The organism is Amycolatopsis silviterrae, assembly GCF_042684085.1.
Taxonomy (GTDB): Bacteria; Actinomycetota; Actinomycetes; order Mycobacteriales; family Pseudonocardiaceae; genus Amycolatopsis; species Amycolatopsis silviterrae.
The window spans coordinates 115577-131694 of the sequence record NZ_JBHUKS010000006.1; the positions used below are offsets into that span (position 1 = coordinate 115577).

Genomic DNA, 16118 nt, shown 5'->3' on the forward strand with positions numbered 1-16118 from the left:
GGCTACCGGTCGCCCCGGATTCCTTCGCCGCCTGGTCAGTGCGCATTTCCGGCTCACGCTGAGCCGCGCCTGGTTCCGGTTTGCTGCCGGTTAGGTCCCGGTTCGCTGGCTGGTCCGCGGCCGGGCCGCCGCTCATGGTGTTCGGGTGTCCGCGCCGAAAGGAGCCGAGCCGAATGCCTCCCCGCAAACGACAGCCCGACCTCCGGTGGCCGCGTTCGCTCATCCTGCGGCTGATCGCGGCCGCGCGCCCGCCGAGGACGGCCAGTGCCCGGGCGGACGCGTGGCCGAGGCCGCGGCGCTGAGCCTCGGACGGGGCTCGCCCCGGGAAGGAATCGTCGCGATGACCGTTGCCGCGCGGTGCAGCCGCTCGACCGGAGACCATGAGGTCGCGCTGCGCTCGCTGCGCACGGCCGCCCAGCACTACGCCGCACGGGGCTGGCCGGTGCTGCCCGGCCCGATGTGCGACGGGCTGACCACCTGGCATCCGGCCAGCCACGCGCCGCTCGGCCCGCGAGAACCGACCGTGTCCCGTACCGATGCCACCGTCGACCGCCGCGTCATCTCGCGATGGTGGTCCGTGCACCGCCAGTCGATCCTCGCACCGGCGGGCGGCCAGTTCGACGTCCTGCGCACCCCGACCTACCTCGGCTGGCGAACCCTGGCCGCCTTCGACGGCGGCGCCCCGCTCGGCCCGGTGGCGATCTCGCCGCGCGGCGCGCTGTTCTTCGTCGAACCCGGGACCTGCGCGAACCACGGGACGGTGCTCGGGGTGGAGTTCGTGCCGCCGGGAGCCCTGGTGGTCCTTCCGCCGAGCCGGGTTGTGGCGGGGGTGGTGTGGTGGCGGATCTCGCCGCTGGATCGCGAGGTGCTGGGCGACGGTGCGGAGATTCTGGGGAAACTCGCCGAACTGTCCGGCGAATCCGGGTAGCCCTCGCCGGGAACAGGCGCGGTCGCTTCCGCTGTTGCCAGAATCAGAAGCAGCAGCGGCGGAAGGGAGCGAACGCGCATGCGCGCGGTAATGATCAGGGACGGCGAGTTCGAGCTAAGCGACGCACCCGACCCGGTCGCGCACGGCGACCAGGCGATCGTCCGGGTCCGCGCGGCCGGGCTGAACGCGGCGGACCTGCAGCAGGCCCGGGGCACCTACCCTGCCCCGCCGGGCTGGCCGGAGGACATTCCCGGCCTGGAGATCGCCGGTGTGGTCGAGCAGGCGGACCCCGACGGTACCTGGGCGGCAGGCGACCGGGTCATGGCGGTGGTGGGCGGCGGCGGGCACGCCGAGCGGATCGCCGTCCCGGCCAGCCTTCTGCTGCCCATTCCGGACCAGGTCGACGACGTCCGGGCCGCCGGGTTCCCGGAGGCGTTCAGCACCGCCTGGGACGGCCTGGTGGACCAAGCCGGGGTGCGGCCCGGCGAGCGTGTGCTGGTGACCGGGGCGGCGGGCGGCGTCGGCACCGCGATGGTCCAGGTTGCCGGGTTCGCCGGGGCCGAAGTCGTCGCGAGCGTGCGGCGCGCGGAGTCGCATGCGGCGGTGCGCGAGCTGGTTCCGGGGGCGAAAGTCGTGACACCGGGCCAGGAAGAGGAAAACGGCCCCTACGACGTCGTCGTCGAACTGGTCGGCGGCGCGGATTGCCTGCGGCGGGTGCAGTGGCTCAAGCCGTACGGCCGGATCCTGGTCATCGGGGTCGGTGCGGGGCAGGAGTCGTCGTTGCGGCTGTTCGATCTCATGCGCGTTCGCGGGCGGGTGCTGGGTTCGACGATCCGGGCGCGCAGCACGGTCGAGAAGGCGGCGTTGGCGAGGCGGGTGCGTGCCGGGTTGCTGGGCGCGCTTGCGGCGGAGCGGCTGGCGGTTCCGGTGGACAGTGTTTTTCCGCTGGAACAGGCGGTTGAGGCCTATGCACGGCTGGGCTCGGCGGGGAAACTCGGGAAGGTCGTGCTGCGGACGGCCTGAACGGGTGTGCTCGGCGGCGCGGTCACTGTGCCGATCGCTGAGCCCAGTGGTCTTCGGCGCCGGCGAGGGCCTCGAGAATCCGTTGCTGCTCGCCGCTGCCGGTGGTAGGCAGCCGCAATAGCGGAAAGTCGTGCGCGCGCAGGATCTCGTTCTTGAGCGCGTCGCGGGCCAGCTGGACTGGTTTGTTCTCGTGGAAGGCGAATCCGTCGACCTCGATGGCCAGCAGCGGCTGGTTGGTCACTCGGTTGTACACCACGAAATCGAGTGATGCCCGCCGCTTCGCATACGCGGTCTGGTCCGGAGTGAGCCGAGCGAAATCAGGCAGGAGGTTCTTCAGGAGCACCTGGGGAACGGCTGTCAGATGCGCGTAGCGCGGCTCGGCGAAGATGTCGTGCAGGACAGTCCAGATGATGTCTTCCGACGCGTACTTGAGTTCCTTCTTGAGCCGTGCGGCCAGCGGTCGCAGCCGCTGCGCATAGGCGGAGTAGAGCAGGTCGAACACGGAGACCACCGTGCTGTCGACGACCTCGTCGCCCGGATTGTGGTAGCGGATGTAGCCGACCAGGTCCTGGATGTGCCTGCTGGTCGGCATCAGGTCGTGGTTGGTCACGAGGATGAACCGCCGGACCGCGCGCGAGACCGCGACATTGATCATCTGCGGATCGTCGACGAACGGCAGTCCGGTGCGGCCGCGCCACGTCTCGTCCAGGACGGTGGTCAGGATGACCACCTGCTTCTGGCGGCCCTGGAATCGGTGCACGGTGTCGGCCTGGATCTGGTCGAGCACGTCGCGGGTCTTGTCGGCCTGCAGCCGGTACGGGGTGGTGATCCCGATGTCCGCGTCGGCGAAGCCGCGGCAGTGGTCCCGGATCACCTCCTGGCTGATGACGTCCACCTCGCGCTGGTTCGAGCGCCCTCCGGTGTGGTGACGGCGCATGTGGTTGCCTTCGGCGGTGCGAACCACGATCATCGGCTGTTCGATCTTGCCGACGGTGTACGGGATCAGTTCTCCGTCGTAGAACTTCTTGTTGCAGAATCCGATGATGGCCGGGTCGCACCGGTAGTGCTCGCGCAGCAGGGCGCTGGGCAGTTCCGCGCCGTACTGTTCCGCCAAGGAGGACAGGAGGTTGTGCCGCCGGCAGTCGTAAGCGGGCATCGGCGGTTCGAGATCGGCCGCGGCCTCGACCGGGATGGGCGGGAGCTGCTTTTGGTCGCCGACGACGATGACGTTGCGGGCGCACGACATCGCCAGGCCCGCCAGCAGCAAGTTGACCTGAGAAGCCTCGTCGATGATCAGGTAGTCGAGCAGGTATCCCTCGGCGATGCTGGCCCGCAGCGAATGACAGGTGCTGAGCAGCGCCGGGTAGTCCTCCAGGAATGTCTCGAACGTGCGACCCCTCCGGTACGAGTCCGCGTCGTAGACGGTGCGAGACAGCTTTCGGTAGCGGTCCGCGAGTCCGGCGTGGAGGATGCGAACGGACAGGTCTTTGTGGTCTTCGGCGAGCTGCTCGAATTCGGCCCGTTGCAGTCTGCTGCCGGCCAGCTCGACCTCCTGCTCCAGCTCGGCGATCCGCTTGGTGTAGTACGCCAGCTGAAGGCGGAGCACGACATCGGTGTCCTCCGGGTCGAGCATGCGCAGCGAACCGTACTTGAAGTAGTTGCCGATCCGCCGCAGCAGCCGGGGACGGGATCCCGTCAGTTCGAGCTGGCTCTCGGCCAGGTAGTCGATGACCCGGTCCGCGGACTTCTTCAGCAGCGGGAGGTTCGCCAGCTCAGGCAGCTCTGCCTGTTCGAGATGGCGTTCGAAGTGCCGTAGTTCGAGACGGTGGGCGTCGAGCGCCTGGCGGCGGTCGGCGAGGACGCGCTCGTGCTCCTGCAGCTTTCGCAGCCGCCGGTCCAGATCTGCCAGCTGTTCCGGGTCAGGGCGTTGCGGGGCACTGGACACGAATTGTGCGACCGCCGCGTTGCGGGCCGGCTGCTGCGCGAAGAATTCCTCTCGCTTCTGTTTGCGGCCGAGGTTGCCGAGGATATGCCCGAAACCGAGTTCGCCGAGTTTGTCCCGGACGTTGTCGACCGCCGCGTTGCCGAACGAGACGATGCCGACGGTCTTGTGCTGTACGGCAGTGATGTTGGCGATCAGGTTGAGGATGGTCTCGGTCTTGCCGGTCCCCGGAGGTCCTTCGATGACCGAGATCGACCTGGTCAGGCCGTTTTCGACCGCCTTGCGCTGGCTGAGATTGCAGCGGAAGGGAAAAATCGGAGCGGCGTCCGGCGGCCGCGTCGCGATCGGCGCTCCCGTCAGATACGAAGCGAGCACGCTCTCCGGGTGGACGAAGGCGAGCCGGTCGTACGGGGGGCGCAACGGATCGTCGGAGCTGAGGCGGGACACGATCGTGCGCCAATAGCGCAACACGTCATTGACGAGCGGTATGGCGGTTCCCGATGTGACGACGCGTATCTGGGACGCGGGGAAGGTCTGGTATTTCTCTCCGCCGCCGGAACGGTAGAAGACTCGGCACCACGTGCCTTGCACGCCCGAGAACGTGGCGGTTTCGGTCGCGCTCTCCCACAAGGTTCCGTTGACTTCGACCCGGTCGTCGCCCGTCAGGACGCGTCGCACCGCGTTGCGCAGGATCTGCACGCGATCCGGGCCGTACGGAAAGGTCTTGCCCTTGCCGTTGAAGGTGAGGTGAATGCGCTGACTCGCGGGCTGGAACTCGTATCGCGCTACCTCCCGGGTCTTGTCCTCGAAGACACCGGTCTGGCGGTTGCGGATCAGCACCGCTTCGCTGCGTGGATCGATCACGTTTCCCCCTATGTTCCGGACATTACCCGCGGTCGCCGAGAGCGAGAATTCTGCCCTCTGGGCTGGGTATGGCCCGGTTGTCGGGAAGCGGTACGAGGCTGCGGTTATTGCTGTTCGTATCGAAGTCCAGTGCGTATTAGTGAGTACATCTGGCAGATTTACGGCGTTTTTCGATGATTGGCCTGACTTGGCCTTCAGCAGTCCCGTGTCCGGGGCCCAGCCGGGATAATCGCCGCATCGCCTTCAGATCGGGGGAGAGCTGTGGCTATCCGAAGAGCGCTGGTCGCCGTGTTGCTCCTGTTCGCGACAGTCGCCTGTGGCGGGACACCGAAGGAAGCGGCACCGGCCGGGGAGACGGCCGGATTTCCCGCGACCGCTGGGTCGGTCACGCTGGCCCGGGCACCGCAGCGGATCGTGGTGCTCGGGCCGAGTCTGACCGAGATGCTGTTCGCCATCGGGGCGGGGAAGCAGGTCGTCGCGGTCGACGGCAGTTCCACGTTCCCCAGCCAGGCACCGAGGACCGGGTTTTCGGCGTACCAGCCCAATGCGGAGGCGATCGCCGCCGAACGGCCCGATCTCGTGGTGCTGTCCAATGACCTCAACAACGTGGTCGCGCAGCTCGGCCAGCTGAAGATCCCGGTCTACCACGCTCCGCCGGCGGCGGCGATCGGCGATTCCTACACGCAGCTCACCGACCTCGGCAAGCTCACCGGGCATTCCCCGGGAGCGGCCGAGACGGTGCGCCGGATGAAGGACGGCCTCGCCAAGGTCCTCGCCGACGTCCCTCAACGCCGCCTGACTTATTACTACGAACTGGACCAGACCCGGTATTCGGCGACCAGCCGGACGTTCGTCGGCTCGCTGCTCAAGGAGCTGGGGCTGGACAACATCGCCGACCCGGCCGACGCCGACGGCAGCCGCGGCGGGTATCCGCAACTGTCGGAGGAGTTCGTGATCCACGCCAACCCGGATCTGGTGCTGCTGGCCGACACCAAATGCTGCGGGCAGAACGCCGAAACGGTGCGGGCCCGGCCGGGCTGGAACACCGTGACCGCGGTGCGGCGCAACCAGATCGTCGCGCTCGACGACGACATCGCCTCCCGCTGGGGGCCGCGGGTGGTCGAGCTGGTCCGGGCCGTCGCCGATGGTGCTGCCAAGGCGCGCGGGTGAGCCGTTTGCGCGCCAGGCGTTCGGTGTGGGTGCCCTGCGGGGTCCTCGCGGTGCTGCTTGCGGTGATCGCCGGGGTGGCCTTCGGACCGGTCTCCCTGCCGCCCGCCGGGGTCGCGGCGGAACTGCTCAACCTGATTCCCGGCGTGCACCTCGAAAGCGGGCTCGGCGAACGCGAAATCGCGCTGGTCACGCAGTTGCGGCTGCCCCGGGTCGTGCTTGGCCTGCTCGTCGGCAGCCTGCTGGCGCTGGCGGGCGGGTGTTATCAGGGCGCGTTCCGCAATCCGCTGGCCGATCCGTATCTGCTGGGCGTGGCGGCGGGTGCCGGGCTCGGGGTGACCGCGTTGATCACCTTGCGCGGGCAGGCCGGGGCCACCTTGATGAGCGACCTGCCGCTGGGCACCCCGCTGGCGGCGTTCGCGGGCGCGATCGTGGCGGTCGTGCTCACCTACGCGCTGGCCGTCGGCGGGCGCGACCGGTCGCCCACGGCGTTGATCCTGTCCGGGGTGGCGGTCTCGGCGTTCCTGGCCGCCGGGCAGACTTTTCTCTTGCAGCGCAACGCGGACGCGATCCGGGAGGTCTACTCCTGGCTGCTCGGCCGGCTCAGCACGGCGGGGTGGCACGACGTCGTGCTGATTCTGCCCTACGCCGTGCCGACCGCGGCGTTCCTCCTGCTGCACCGCCGCGACCTCGACGTCCTGTCGGTCGGCGACGACGAGGCCGCCAGCCTCGGCCTGCGTCCGGAGCGGCTGCGGTACCTGCTTGTCACCGCGGCTTCGCTGGCCACCGCCGCGGTCGTGTCGGTTTCCGGGCTGATCGCGTTCGTCGGCATCATCGTCCCGCACCTGGTGCGGCTGCTGCTCGGCGCCAGCTACCGCACGATCCTGCCCGCGTCGATGCTGGCGGGCGGCGCGTTTCTGGTGCTGACGGACCTGGTGGCGCGTACCGCGGCCGCGCCGGCGGAGATTCCGATCGGGGTGATCACGGCGTTCTTGGGGGCCCCGTTTTTCGCGCTGGTGTTGCGGGCGGGCCGGAGGCCGACGTGGTGAGTGCGGCGGTTGCGGTGCGGGGTTTGCGGGTGGAGTACGGCGGGGTGCGGATCGTCGGGGACGTCGACCTTGACGTCTCACCGGGGGAGTGGGTCACCGTCATCGGGCCGAACGGTGCGGGGAAATCGACCCTCCTCCGCGCGGTGGCCGGGCTTGCGCCCGCGACGGGGACCATCGCGTTGTTCGGCACCCCCGCCGCGCGGTTGCGCCGCCGGGAGCGGGCGCGGCTGGTCGCGATGGTCCCGCAGACGCCGGTGGTGCCCGCCGGAATGCGCGTCTTCGACTACACCCTCCTCGGCCGCACGCCCTACCTGCCCCGGTTCGGCCGCGAGTCCGCGGGCGACACGGCCGTGGTGCGGGACGTCCTGGCCCGGCTGGACCTCCCGGACTACGCGGGACGGATGCTGACCACGCTGTCCGGCGGCGAGCTGCAGCGGGTGTTCCTCGCCCGCGCGCTGGCCCAGGAGCCGCAGCTGCTCCTGCTCGACGAGCCGACCAGCGCGCTGGACATCGGGCACCAGCAGGAGGTCATGGACCTGGTGGACCGGCTCCGGCACGACCGCGGGCTGGCCGTGCTCAGCACGATGCACGACCTGTCGCTGGCCGGGCTCTACGCCGACCGGATCGTGCTGCTGGCCGGCGGCGAGGTGGCGGCCGCGGGCACGGCGCGCCAGGTCCTCGCCGAGGACACGCTCACCCGGTACTACCGGGCCCGGGTCCGGGTGCTGGAGACCCCGGACGGGCCGATGGTGGTGCCGGCGCGCGGGTCGTGAGTGGCGATCCCGGTTAGAACCGGGATCGCCACTCACGACCCCTACGGCGCCGGAGGCTGGAACCCGAAGGACGCCACGAACGAGAAGTCCTTGGCCCCGTTGAGCAGCCGGGTCAGGACGAAGTCGTCGTAGAGCCCGGCGGGGACGCTCGTGTCGGCCCGCACCCGGACGCTCACGAAATACTTGGTCCGCCCGGTGGGCAGCGTGACCGGCACGACCTTCCGGTCGTCGTCCGCGGTGGTGAGCCGGGCCGTCGCCAGGGTGACCTGTTCCCACACGAGCGGGTCGGCCGCGCTCGGCTGGTGCCCGAACACCTCGATCAGATGCCCCGGATAGCCCTGGAACGTGCGCACGCCCTCGGTGCGGACGACCAGCTCGGTGCTGTCGGTGGTCGCCTGCGGGCTCTTCTCCAGCGTCAGCGGCAGCTCCGCGGCGAGGCCCGCGTAGGCCGCGTCGCCGTAGATGCCCGGTTCGTCGCCGAGATGAATGCGTCCCTGCCAGACCAGCTCCGGTCTCGGACTCAGCATGTCATCGCTCCTTGATCGTCATCGAGTTCTCCGGTCGGTGTTCTTCGGCGGGCGCCGCGCGGTCGAGGTCCCGCAGCGCCCGGACGGTGAGCCCCCACAGTCCGGCGAGCGCGGTCAGCACGCCGCTCAGCAAGAGGAGGACGGCCATGCCGCTGCCCGGGCCGGTTCCGGTCAGCCAGCCGAAGGCCGAACTCAGCCAGCCGGGTTCGCGCATGCCCGGCTCGAACACGCCGTCGGCGAGCGGGCCGGCGATGAGCAGCACGGTCACCCCGGCGGATTCGGTCAGCACCCGCCGGGCGGCGAAGATCCGGCCCTGTTCGGCCAGCGGCGTCGAGGACTGCCACAACGCCTGATTGGCGGCCTCGACCAGCGGATAGAGGAACGCGCCGACGAACGAGGCCGCCATCCAGACCGCCGGGGACGCGCTGGCGCCGAGCGGGACCTGGCCGAGCAGGCCGATGAGCACGAACCCGGGCAGGATCACCTTCAGATGCCCGCGCCGCCTGCCCCACAGCGCGGTCACCGCCCCGCCGGCGATGCCCCCGGCACCGGCCGCGCCGAGCACCGCGGCGAGCGCGGCGGTTCCGTCGGTGCCTGATCTCGCCAGGACCATCGGCGAGATGAGCACACCGAACATCGTGGCGAAATAGGCCAGGAAGAACAGGGTCTGCAAAGCGCGCAGGCCGGGCCGGGAAGCGATGTAGCGGAACCCGTGCGCGACATCGTGCCGCAAGCCCCGGCGCGGGGCGGTGGGGTCTGGCGCGGGTTCGCGCACCCGCCTCGCCACGGCGGTCAGCGCGAGCGCGCAGAAGGCGTAGGTGGCCAGATCGATGGCGAAGATCGTGCTCAACCCGCCGTGGGAGAGCACGAGGGTGGCGGTCGCCGGTCCTACTACACCCGCGACGGACATCGCCAGCGACAGCAGGCCGCTCGCGCGCGCGTAATGGCGTTGCGGGACCAAAAAGGACACCGACGCCAGCAACGCCGGGTACTGGAAGGCCAGCACGATCCCGAGCGCCACCAACGTCGCGTAAACCGTTGCGGTGGAAAGGGAACTGAGCGCGGACGCCGTCGCCAGACCGGCCAGCAGCAGCGCGGCGGCGGCGTTGCTGGCCACCAGCGTCCGGAGCCTGCCCCAGCGGTCGCACAGCGCGCCGGCGAGCGGGCCGAACACGACCACTGCCCCGAAGGAGCAGAATTCGACCATCGCGACCGGCGTCGTCTGCCCGGTGCGCTGCCAGGCCCACAGCACGATGCCGAAGTTGGTCATCAGCGTGCCGAGCACCGACGCGAACTGCCCCGCCCACAGCACGGCGAACGGCACTGGATCCCAGGACCGCCCGCGCGCCGAGGGCGGTCTCACCGCAGGAGCCGTTCCAGGCTCAGATGTTTCGCCACGTGCTCGGTCCAGCGGTCGATTTCCTCGTCCAGCTCCGGGGTTTCGAGGAGCTTGCGGGTCTGCTCCGGATCGTCCGGGGTGCGCTCGAGCTGGCCGAGCCCGGCGTAATCGGGGATCGTGCCCCAGCACGGCACGCCGCTGCGGGACTCCAGGATCTGCATGCCGGAGATGAAATCGCGCGGGTCGCCCATGTACCGGTTCACCACCAGCCCGATCACCCGTGCGCGCTCGAACGGCCGCATCAGGCTCAGCGTGCCGATCATCGCGGCGAACACGCCGGTGTGGGTCACGCTGCCCACCAGCAGGCACGGCGCCTTGATGAGGTTGGTGAGCCAGAGATTGGACACGTCCCGCCTGCGCAGGTTCAGCTCGACCGGGCTGCCGCAGCCTTCGATGACGATGAACTCGTGCCGCCGCGACAGGTCCCGGTAGGAATCCATGATCGCCTCGCGCAGGACCGCGGTGCGCCGGCGCGGAGCGAGGCTGAGCACGCGGTCGTCCCGCCTGCCGTTGACCACCGTCATCACCTGGCCGGCGTGGCGCCACACCGCGACCGGGTTCATCGTCGCCTCGGGCGGCAGCTTCGCGCCGGACGCCTGGTACACCTGGTGATGGTGGATGACGCTGCCGGTTTCGGTGCGGTAGAACGAATCGCCGTCCTGCATGGACATCGCCTTGAACGGCGCGACGTCCACCCCGCGCTGGCGCAGCCACCGGCAGATCGCCACCGTGGTCAGCGTTTTGCCCACTCCGGACGCAGTCCCCAAAACAGCCACATTGCGCGCGGTCCCGCTCACGGAGCCCCCAGTTCTCAGTGCGCCCACCAGGGTTCCAGCCTGCCAGCCGCAACCTGTATAAAGCAATGTAATTGCTCCGGACAGCGCAGGGAATGCGGGCGGATCCGCCGCGGCTCGATGGATCTTCGATATCCGACGTGTGGATCGCCTTTTTCATCGAATAGCGCAGAAAACCGCGATGTTAGCGAAATTATTCGGGGAAGCGGAGGGGTTCGCGTGGGCCGGGAGCAGAGCAGTGCCGAGGCGGAGGTCGTTGCACTGGCGAGTGAATTGATCCGCATCGATTCGACGAACACCGGCGATCCGGCGACTTCGGCGGGGGAGCGGGCGGCGGCGGAGTACGTGGCCGGGAAGCTCGCCGAGGCGGGGTTCGCCACGACGTTCGTCGAGTCGGGCGGCGCCGGGCGGAGCAATGTGTTCGCGCGGCTGGCCGGAAGCGATCCGTCGCGCGGCGCGCTGCTGGTGCACGGGCATCTCGACGTGGTGCCCGCGGACGCCGCCGAATGGTCGGTGCATCCGTTGTCCGGAGCCGTGCGCGACGGTTACGTGTGGGGGCGCGGCGCGGTGGACATGAAGGGCATGCTCGCGATGATGACGGCGGTGGCCCGGCAGTTCCGCCGCGAGGGTGTGGTTCCGGCCCGGGACCTCGTGTTCGCGTTTCTCGCCGACGAGGAGGCCGGCGGCCGGTTCGGGTCGCTGTGGCTGGTGGAGCATCGGCCGGAGCTGTTCGAGGAGGTCACCGAGGCGATCGGAGAGGTCGGCGGGTTTTCCGTCACCGTCGGCGACAACACTCGGGCGTATTTGGTCGAGACCGCGCAGAAGGGCCTCCGATGGCTGACGTTGCGCGTGCGGGGAACCGCCGGGCACGGGTCGATGCTCCACCGGGACAACGCGGTCACGGAGCTGGCCGCCGCGGTCTCCCGGCTGGGCCGTCACCGGTTCCCGCTCGTGCTCACCGATCCGGTCCGGGAGTTCCTGGCCGGAGTGTCCGAACTGACCGGGACCGAGTTTCCGGAGGACGATCCCGAGGGTGCGGTCGGCAAGCTGGGCGCGCTGTCGCGGATGATCGGGGCGACCTTGCGCGACACGGCCAATCCGACGATGCTTTCCGCCGGCCGCAAGGCGGACGTCGTCCCTTCGGCGGCCGAGGCGACGGTCGACTGCCGGGTGCTGCCCGGCCGGGAGGAGGCGTTCGAGCGGGAACTTGACGAGATCCTCGGGCCGCGCGTCGAGCGCGAGTGGATCAGCTCGCCCGCGGTGGCGACGACGTTCGACGGCGCGCTGGTCGACGCCATGGCGGAGGCCATCGAGCACGAGGATCCCGGGGCGAAGCTGTTGCCCTACATGCTTTCCGGCGGTACGGACGCGAAGGCGTTCCAGCAGCTGGGGATTCGCACCTTCGGGTTCGCGCCGCTGAAGCTGCCCGCCGAGCTGGACTTCACGGCGCTGTTCCACGGCGTGGACGAGCGGGTGCCGGTCGAGGCGCTGGAGTTCGGCACCCGGGTGCTGGATCGGTTCCTGCGCCGGGCGTGACGCGTGTTCGACTGTTCAAGGTGTGCAGTCGAACGGCCGGCGAGAAGCCAGGCGGGCGAACAGATCGGCGCAATCGGCGGCGAGCTGATCCCGGGCCGGGCCCAGCCAGGCGGAGAGGTCTTCGAGGAGGGCGTCGAAGCGGTCCGGCGGTCCGGTCGATACTGCGTCGAGTTGGGCGAGGCTCTTCGCCAACGCCGCGCGGGCGTCCGAGGCGTGCGGATGGGCCATCTGGATGTCGCGGTACACCTCGGGCGTGCCGGTGACGATCCGCGCCAGGAGCGCCAGCATCGTGCGATGGGGCGGGGGAGCCGCGGCCGTCAGTTCGGCGGCGTCCTCGCCGAGGAGCCGCAAGGCGTTGCCGAAGGCGAGAACGCTCGCGTGCGTGGCGACCTGGAGGGCGGCGGTCAGCCGGTCGTGGCCCTCGACCGACACTGGCACCAGCCGTGCGCCGCTGTGTTCGATCAGCGTTTCGAGACGGCGGCACCGCTGGCCGTCGCGGATCCGGGCGAAGAGGACCGGGCGGCCGGGAAAACCCAGTCCTGGCGCGAACATCGGGTTCACGCCCGCCGCTTCGAGGTCGTGCCGTCCGGCTAGGCGCGAGAGGGCTTCGGCGATCGCGCTTTTGACGGACGACGTCTCCGCGAGCAGCGCTCCCGGCGGCAGGTGCGCCGCGATCGCTTCCACCGCCGCGATTCCGGCGCTTTCGGGCAGGGCGACGAGTACCGCGTCGGCGCGGTTGAGTTCTGCGCGCAGCGGCGCGTCCGGCTGGCAGGCGTCGGCGACGAGCAGCGACATGCCGGGCGGGGTTTCCCCGGATCGCCGGTCGACCAGCGTCACCGCGCCGTCCGCGCGCAGCAATTCCGCGAAGAGGCGGCCGGCCGCGCCGAGACCGCCGAGAACGACCGATCTCCGGAAATGCGCCGACGGCCGCGGTCCGGCGAACGTTGGTGAGTTTTCCGTCATCTGCCAGACTCTAACCGGCACCAGGCGGTGAGCGATTCCCACTTCGAAGGGGTCACGATGACCGATGCCGGAACTCCGGAACTGACGCGATTGCGCGGCGAGATCGACCGCGTCAACGACGCGATGCTCGCGCTGCTGAAAGAGCGGAACGAGCTGTGCGAAAAGGTCGCCGAGCACAAACGCGACCGCGGCATTCCGATGATGCAGCAGGGACGGCTCGACGCGCTGCAGGAGAAAGTGCGGGAGTTCGCCCGGGAGAACGGAATCGACCAGGCCTATCTGGAACAGATCTTCGAAGTCGTCACGAACGAGGCGTGCTGGCTGGAAGAGCAGATCATGGGCCCGGGCGAGGGGCGGGCCGCGCTGGCGCGCCGCGCTCGCCGCATCGACCACGTGGCGATCGCCGTCCGGAACGTCGACGAAGCTGTGGCCCGGCTCGAACGGTGTTACGGGTATTCGGTGGTGCAGCGGCAGAAAGTGGAGGGCGATTTCAGCGGGATGACGATGGTGACGATGCGGGCCGGCGGGGTCACGCTCGTGCTGTGCGAGGGGGACTCGGAGAAATCCAATGTCCGCCAGTACATCGACCATTACGGCCCCGGCGTGCAGCACGTCGCCATCGAGGTGCGCGACCAGCCCGGGATGGTCGAAGAACTGCGCGAGCGGCAGGCCGACCTGCTGACCGGGATCATCAGTTCCCCCGGGATCGACCAGACGTTCACCCGCCGCGACGAGAACACCGGAATGCAGTTCGAATTCGTGACGCGGACCGACAACACCGGGTTCAACAATGTCAAGGAACTGTTCACCGCGATGGAGCGCGAGAACGTCTACTGAGGCGGCGGTTCGTTGCCCGCCATCGTGTTCAGCACGGTGAGCGCGTCGTGCAGTGCCGCGACGTCGTGCGTGCGGATGTAGTCGACGCCCTGGCTCGCGGCGTAGATCTCGGCGGCGAGCGTCGCGGGTCCGATGTGGACGATGGGCCGCCCGGTGATCGTGCGCAGGAACGACTTGCGGGACGCGGAGATCAGCACCGGGAGGCCGAAGCGCTCCTTGAGCCGCCGGATCCGGGACAGGACGGCGATCGACGGCTCGGCGTTGCTGCCGAGGAAGAACCCCAGCCCCGGGTCGATGATCAGCCGGTCGGCCGCGATGCCCGCCGCCTGCAGCCGGCCGAGGCGCTCGGCGAAGAAGCCGTCGATCCCGGCCGTCACCTCCTCCGGGTCGGTCGGGACGACGGTGGCCCGGCCCCGGCGCTGGATCGAGTGCATGACGATGAGCTTGCAGCCGGATTCGGCCAGCCGGGGGTAGAGGTCGTCGCTGGGGAAGCCCTGGATGTCGTTGAGGTAGCCGGCCCCGTGCGCGAGCGCGTACCGCTGGGTTTCGGGGAGGAAGGAGTCGACCGAGACCGGGATGCCCTCGGCGACCAGCTGCTCCAGTACGGGGGCCAGCCGCCGCCGCTCCTCGTCGGCGGTCACCGGCTCGGACCGGGGATGGCTCGCCGCCGGGCCGAGGTCGATGACGTCGGCGCCGTGCGAGCGCAATTCCCGGGCGTGCGCGATCGCCTTTTCCGCGGTCAGGTAGAGGCCGCCGTCGGAAAAGGAGTCGACGGTCATGTTGACGATTCCGATCAGCCGCGGCCGATGCGCCGCCGCAGGGAGCTGCTCGTTTTCCGTCACCGCAGTGCCTCCCCGGGGCCGTACTCGCTGGTGGCCGCATCGTCGCACGCGCCCGAGCGGCCCAGGATAGCAACCGGGCCCGGCGGCGTTTCCGGACCGGCGGAATCGACGACGAACCCGATTTCCGCGGCGGCCGCGTCCGCGCGCAACGCGGCCTCGCCGGGGGTGTCGCCGACGGCGGTGACATAGCCGGTGACGTCCTGGATGTTCCGCGGCGAGCGCACCGGATCGCCCGGTCCCACGTAGAACTCGACCTCCACTACGCCGGGTGCGGCTTCCGCGGCGGCGCGGCCCCGTACCTCGCGGAGGACGCCGCCGCGCGGGCAGGTGAGATAGCGGACCGCGGCGGCGCGGTCGCGGTGCGCGGTCAGGTCGGGGGCGAGGCCGGCGTGCAGCCGGATCGCCTCGCGGGGGAGCCGCACGCCGTGCGCCTCGTGGATCAGCCTGGTGATCTGCGCTCCGGCCAGCCGTCCGTTGATCTCGATCAGCACCGGCCCGTTCTCGGTGACCTTCACCTCGACGTGTGCGACGCCGAAGTCGTGGCCGATCGCGCGGAGCGCCCGGACGGCGACGTCCGCGCAGGCCCGCCGCACCCGCTCCGGGAGCAGGGACGGGTAGTTCTCGCCCAGCTCCACGAAATGCGGACGCGGCCCGAAAAGCTCGTCGGTGACCCCGACGACGCGGTGCGCGCGGCCGTCGTGGAGCACTTCGACGCTCACCTGGCAGCCGGAGACGTACTGCTCCACGAGCGCGCCCGGCGGCCGGGGATTGCCCCTGCGGTCGGTGACGGCGGCGATGGTGTCGTAGTGCGCCGCCGCCTCTTCGGGGCCGGCGCACAGCCGCACGCCGATTCCCCCGGCCTCGCTGGGCGGCTTCACCACGACGGGGCCGCCGATCCGCGCCGCGGCCCGGGCGGCGGCCGCGGCCGATTCCACCCAGGCGAACCCGGGGACCGGCACTCCGGCGGCGGCGCAGAGGGCGCGGGTCCGCTGCTTGTACCGGGCGTTGAGCGCGGCCTCCGGCGAGAGGCCGGGCACCCGGAAGGCACGGGCCACTTCCGCTGCGGCCACCACGCTGTACTCGACGGTGGAGAACACTCCGAGCAGCCGCTCCGCGACGCCGGCCTCCTCGATCGCCGCGACGATGCCGCGGGCGTCGGAGATATCGGTCTCGATGACGGCGCCGACATATTTCTCCACGCTGTCCCGGGCGGCGGACTTGAGATACCCGGACAGGTCGCCGGTCGCCAATACCGGGCGAATTCCCAGTTCGCGGCAGATCCGGAATGGATCGAACGCGAAAGCCTGCAGGCGGCCGTGCTCGATCACGACCAGGGTGTCGGGCGTCGTCATCTTCGTTCCGGTGCGGGAAAAGTCTTCACCGTGCGCCCCCTCCGGCCGGTGGCTTCCGATTGACTCGCGTCAGTCCGCTGCCGCATCCTATCCCACCGGGTGGTGCCGCGACGGCAGAATTG

The 16118-nt window shown here is 70.0% G+C and carries 14 protein-coding genes; 7 read left to right on the forward strand and 7 right to left on the reverse strand.

Annotation, left to right across the window (positions count from 1 at the left end; translation table 11 throughout):
• Nucleotides 1-205: 205 nt before the first annotated feature.
• Together ACFSVL_RS09820 and ACFSVL_RS09825 are read left to right on the forward strand one after the other, a co-directional pair.
• Complete coding sequence (locus ACFSVL_RS09820; RefSeq protein WP_378302641.1) at nucleotides 206-928, forward strand: bifunctional DNA primase/polymerase; 723 nt, start codon at nucleotides 206-208, stop codon at nucleotides 926-928.
• A 78-nt stretch (nucleotides 929-1006) separates the two neighbouring features.
• Complete coding sequence (locus ACFSVL_RS09825) at nucleotides 1007-1951, forward strand: zinc-binding dehydrogenase (protein ID WP_378302643.1); 945 nt, start codon at nucleotides 1007-1009, stop codon at nucleotides 1949-1951.
• Between the two features lie 22 nt (nucleotides 1952-1973).
• On the opposite strand, the gene ACFSVL_RS09830 is transcribed toward ACFSVL_RS09825, so the two are convergent.
• Entirely contained in the window at nucleotides 1974-4757 is a 2784-nt protein-coding gene (locus ACFSVL_RS09830) for an AAA domain-containing protein (protein WP_378302645.1), read from the reverse strand.
• A 261-nt stretch (nucleotides 4758-5018) separates the two neighbouring features.
• Between ACFSVL_RS09830 and ACFSVL_RS09835 the strand changes: the two genes are divergently transcribed.
• From ACFSVL_RS09835 to ACFSVL_RS09845, 3 genes are read left to right on the forward strand one after another with little or no spacing between them, the layout of a single operon-like run.
• Nucleotides 5019-5927: an ABC transporter substrate-binding protein gene (locus ACFSVL_RS09835; protein WP_378302647.1), complete on the forward strand. Its 909-nt coding sequence runs from the start codon at nucleotides 5019-5021 to the stop codon at nucleotides 5925-5927.
• Nucleotides 5924-6973 (forward strand): FecCD family ABC transporter permease, encoded by a 1050-nt coding sequence (locus ACFSVL_RS09840; protein WP_378302649.1) that lies wholly within the window; start codon nucleotides 5924-5926, stop codon nucleotides 6971-6973. Before ACFSVL_RS09835 ends, ACFSVL_RS09840 begins: the two co-directional genes overlap by 4 nt.
• Nucleotides 6970-7746 carry an ABC transporter ATP-binding protein gene (locus tag ACFSVL_RS09845; protein WP_378302651.1) on the forward strand — a complete coding sequence of 259 codons (777 nt, stop codon included), beginning with the start codon at nucleotides 6970-6972 and terminating at the stop codon, nucleotides 7744-7746. Before ACFSVL_RS09840 ends, ACFSVL_RS09845 begins: the two co-directional genes overlap by 4 nt.
• Nucleotides 7747-7787: 41 nt before the next feature.
• Here the strand turns inward: ACFSVL_RS09845 and ACFSVL_RS09850 are convergent, their stop codons facing one another.
• Genes ACFSVL_RS09850 through ACFSVL_RS09860 form a run of 3 tightly spaced genes read right to left on the reverse strand, consistent with a single transcriptional unit; the run spans nucleotide 7788 to nucleotide 10496 of the window.
• A complete protein-coding gene (locus ACFSVL_RS09850; protein ID WP_378302652.1) occupies nucleotides 7788-8273 on the reverse strand; it encodes a hypothetical protein in 486 nt (161 codons plus the stop codon).
• 1 nt (nucleotide 8274) lies between these two features.
• On the reverse strand, nucleotides 8275-9636 hold the full coding sequence (locus ACFSVL_RS09855) for an MFS transporter (RefSeq protein ID WP_378302654.1): 1362 nt from the start codon (nucleotides 9634-9636) through the stop codon (nucleotides 8275-8277).
• Nucleotides 9633-10496 carry a nucleotide-binding protein gene (locus ACFSVL_RS09860; protein WP_378302656.1) on the reverse strand — a complete coding sequence of 288 codons (864 nt, stop codon included), beginning with the start codon at nucleotides 10494-10496 and terminating at the stop codon, nucleotides 9633-9635. The genes ACFSVL_RS09855 and ACFSVL_RS09860 overlap by 4 nt, the downstream gene beginning before the upstream one ends.
• A gap of 189 nt (nucleotides 10497-10685) precedes the next feature.
• Between ACFSVL_RS09860 and ACFSVL_RS09865 the strand changes: the two genes are divergently transcribed.
• Nucleotides 10686-12002, forward strand: coding sequence for a M20/M25/M40 family metallo-hydrolase (locus ACFSVL_RS09865; protein WP_378302658.1), 1317 nt, complete (start codon nucleotides 10686-10688; stop codon nucleotides 12000-12002).
• 15 nt (nucleotides 12003-12017) lie between these two features.
• Here ACFSVL_RS09865 and ACFSVL_RS09870 read toward each other — a convergent pair whose 3' ends face one another.
• Nucleotides 12018-12965 (reverse strand): prephenate dehydrogenase/arogenate dehydrogenase family protein, encoded by a 948-nt coding sequence (locus tag ACFSVL_RS09870; RefSeq protein ID WP_378302660.1) that lies wholly within the window; start codon nucleotides 12963-12965, stop codon nucleotides 12018-12020.
• Nucleotides 12966-13022: 57 nt separating this feature from the next.
• Between ACFSVL_RS09870 and ACFSVL_RS09875 the strand changes: the two genes are divergently transcribed.
• Nucleotides 13023-13802, forward strand: a complete 780-nt coding sequence (locus tag ACFSVL_RS09875; RefSeq protein ID WP_378302662.1) for a chorismate mutase — start codon at nucleotides 13023-13025, stop codon at nucleotides 13800-13802.
• Here ACFSVL_RS09875 and folP read toward each other — a convergent pair.
• Nucleotides 13796-14644 carry a dihydropteroate synthase gene (gene folP / locus ACFSVL_RS09880; protein WP_449224369.1) on the reverse strand — a complete coding sequence of 283 codons (849 nt, stop codon included), beginning with the start codon at nucleotides 14642-14644 and terminating at the stop codon, nucleotides 13796-13798. The genes ACFSVL_RS09875 and folP overlap by 7 nt on opposite strands.
• Nucleotides 14641-15996: an ATP-grasp domain-containing protein gene (locus tag ACFSVL_RS09885; RefSeq protein ID WP_378302664.1), complete on the reverse strand. Its 1356-nt coding sequence runs from the start codon at nucleotides 15994-15996 to the stop codon at nucleotides 14641-14643. Before ACFSVL_RS09885 ends, folP begins: the two co-directional genes overlap by 4 nt.
• Nucleotides 15997-16118 lie beyond the last annotated feature (122 nt).

Bases quoted from the DNA above. Each gene is read 5' to 3' on its own strand.
- ACFSVL_RS09825 (WP_378302643.1), top strand. From the start codon at position 1,007: ATGCGCGCGGTAATGATCAGGGACGGCGAGTTCGAGCTAAGCGACGCA.
- ACFSVL_RS09850 (WP_378302652.1), bottom strand. From the start codon at position 8,273: ATGCTGAGTCCGAGACCGGAGCTGGTCTGGCAGGGACGCATTCATCTC.
- ACFSVL_RS09870 (WP_378302660.1), bottom strand. From the start codon at position 12,965: ATGACGGAAAACTCACCAACGTTCGCCGGACCGCGGCCGTCGGCGCAT.
- ACFSVL_RS09875 (WP_378302662.1), top strand. From the start codon at position 13,023: ATGACCGATGCCGGAACTCCGGAACTGACGCGATTGCGCGGCGAGATC.
- ACFSVL_RS09885 (WP_378302664.1), bottom strand. From the start codon at position 15,996: ATGACGACGCCCGACACCCTGGTCGTGATCGAGCACGGCCGCCTGCAG.